The sequence below is a fragment of the Undibacterium sp. GrIS 1.8 genome (assembly GCF_040544445.1).
Classification (GTDB): Bacteria; Pseudomonadota; Gammaproteobacteria; order Burkholderiales; family Burkholderiaceae_D; genus Undibacterium.
Window position 1 is genome coordinate 1 of sequence record NZ_JBEONQ010000121.1, and the last position, 2,275, is coordinate 2,275.

At 54.1% G+C, this 2,275-nt stretch carries 2 protein-coding genes; both read right to left on the minus strand.

All coding sequences use genetic code 11. The annotated features are described in order from the left end of the window. Positions 1-86: 86 nt before the first annotated feature. Positions 87-1,781, minus strand: a complete 1,695-nt coding sequence (tnpC, locus tag AAKU64_RS22380; RefSeq protein ID WP_354363083.1) for an IS66 family transposase — start codon at positions 1,779-1,781, stop codon at positions 87-89. Between the two features lie 21 nt (positions 1,782-1,802). Then, entirely contained in the window at positions 1,803-2,159 is a 357-nt protein-coding gene (tnpB, locus tag AAKU64_RS22385; RefSeq protein ID WP_354335840.1) for an IS66 family insertion sequence element accessory protein TnpB, read from the minus strand. Between the last annotated feature and the right edge of the window lie 116 nt (positions 2,160-2,275).

Consider the following 2,275-nt stretch of genomic DNA (forward strand, 5'->3'; position numbering starts at 1 on the left):
GTAAGCCCTCCATAAACCCCAGATAGCGAGCAGATTTCGTGATTTTTATCGATTTTCGTTCAAAGGTGTGATTCAGGAGAGCTGGCTTAATTTTCCATGAGCTGCTGTGAACGGCAATTCCATGGCAGTAATGCCTCTACATCCTCAACTGTTTTAGCTGCTGGCAATTCGCGCAACACCCGTCGGAGCCAGAGATAAGGCTCTAAGCCGTTGGCCTTGGCAGTTTCTACCAGCGAATAAATGATGGCACTGGAATTGGCACCGGCGACGGTGTCGCTAAAAAGCCATGCTTTACGGCCGATCACAAAGGGACGAATCGCATTTTCGCAACGATTGTTATCAATCGGCAGATCACCACGCTCCGTATAGCGGATCAGCATGGGCCAGCAATTGCGCAGGTAGGTGAGTGCCGTTCCGAGTGCACTTTTCGGTGCGGCTGCTGGCTGTGTTTTGTCCAGCCATGCATGAATTTTAGCCAGGACGGGCAGGCTCAACTCCTGTCGCGCCTGCAGGCGCAGCTCTGGTGTCGCGTCTTTGTGCTCGCTTTCGATGCGATACAGTTTTCTGATCAGTTCCACCGCTTCATCGGCGCGCCCCCGCTTGCCCTTGGGCTGCACTTTAACCGCCTCAACAAAGCGCCGACGTACATGCGCCCAGCAAACGAGGCGTTCTATGCCTTCTGTTTGTGCCAATTGGTTATAACCATCGTAAGCGTCCGTCATCAGATAGCCGCGATAGTCGTGCAGCAGGCGCACCGGCACCTTCCCGCTACGGCTGGGATCGTAATCAAATATCACTACAGGCTTATCCGGCAGCCCGCCGGCTTGCACCCACATATAGCTTTGCGACGTGGGTGCCTTGTCTTTTTCTTTGAGCACCTGCACCACGGTTTCATCGATATGAATGAAGGACCCGGCGAGCAAGCTGTCACGCGCCAGATTTAACAAGGGTTGCAGTAGCGTGGCCGAGCCGATCACCCAGCGTCCCAGTGTCTGTTCCGGAACTGGTGCATGAAAGCGCTCAAGTACCTTGGCGAAGCGACTGATGGGCTGTCCGTCGACAAATTTCACGGTTAGCAGCATGGCCAGGAAATCCGGACTGGCATTGGTTTTTGGCAGTGGCTGTGGCGGCAAGACGGCGGTCACGGGGACGTGCACGCTGCCGGGGCAGCCATAGCGCTTGCGGATATGCCGCAGCACGCGAATTTGCATTGGTACGATGTCTAGTTGTTCGCTGATGTCCTGGCCGATTTCAACCATGGCGGTGCCGCAAGGACAAGTGCGTTCATCTTCAGGGACATCGTGCACAATCTCGATGCGCTCAAGCTCTGCAGATAAGGGCGCACGTTTGCCACGCGGTTTTTTTTCGGCTGGTGCTGTTGCCGCTGACTCTGTCGATGGAATCGGGGCGAGGTCTTGCTCATCGGTGCTGGACTTTGCCAGGACTTCGGCTTCATCGAATAGGCGCGCCTGGCTTGACGACTGTTCGGAGCTGGAGCCAAACTGGCGATGCCGCGCCAGAATGAGTTGTTCTATCATGCGATGCAAGCGTTCTTGCGCTTCGCGTTTGACGGTGTTGACTGCAATGGCGACCGCGGCTTCGACAGCAGCTTCGACAGCAGCGTCAACCGCACTCTTCATGGCGACTTCATGCGCAGCTTGCTGAGCATGGAGGAGTGCTTTTAGCGCCGCTACATCGTTAGGAAGATTGTCTGGCAACCGTACCTTATCGGAGGCGATTTCAGGCAATAAAAACGCGGGTTTTTTGGTGGTAAAAGGCATACTGAATTTTACCAAATCCTCCTATGAAACAGAAGTAAAATGCAGAGTTTTATGGGGTTTATTTTGCCATAAATCAAAGCCTTCGAGTAGCCATTCAAATTCCTGCAAATTGATCGTTTGCGTCATGGCTTCAAGCTCTTTTGGCCAGGCGAATTTCTCTGATTCCAGACGCTTGAGCCACAAGCAGAAACCATTGCGGTGCCAGTAGAGAACTTTGAGTTTATTGCGCTGCCGGTTGGTGAAGACGTAGAGCACACTGGCGAACGGGTTGAGACCGAGTTCTTGCTCGACGAGTACAGCGAGGCCATTGATGGCTTTGCGAAAGTCGATCGGTTCGCGACAGAGGTAGACATGCTCGACCTGACAGCCCGGGTGCATCAGCGCACTCCTTGTGTAGATAGTGCCAGCGAGGCCAGCCATTCCGGCGTGGGCAGTGCTGCCATATCCAACCGGATGGCATTGCCAATCCGTAAGGTGTAATTGCCAGCATCCGA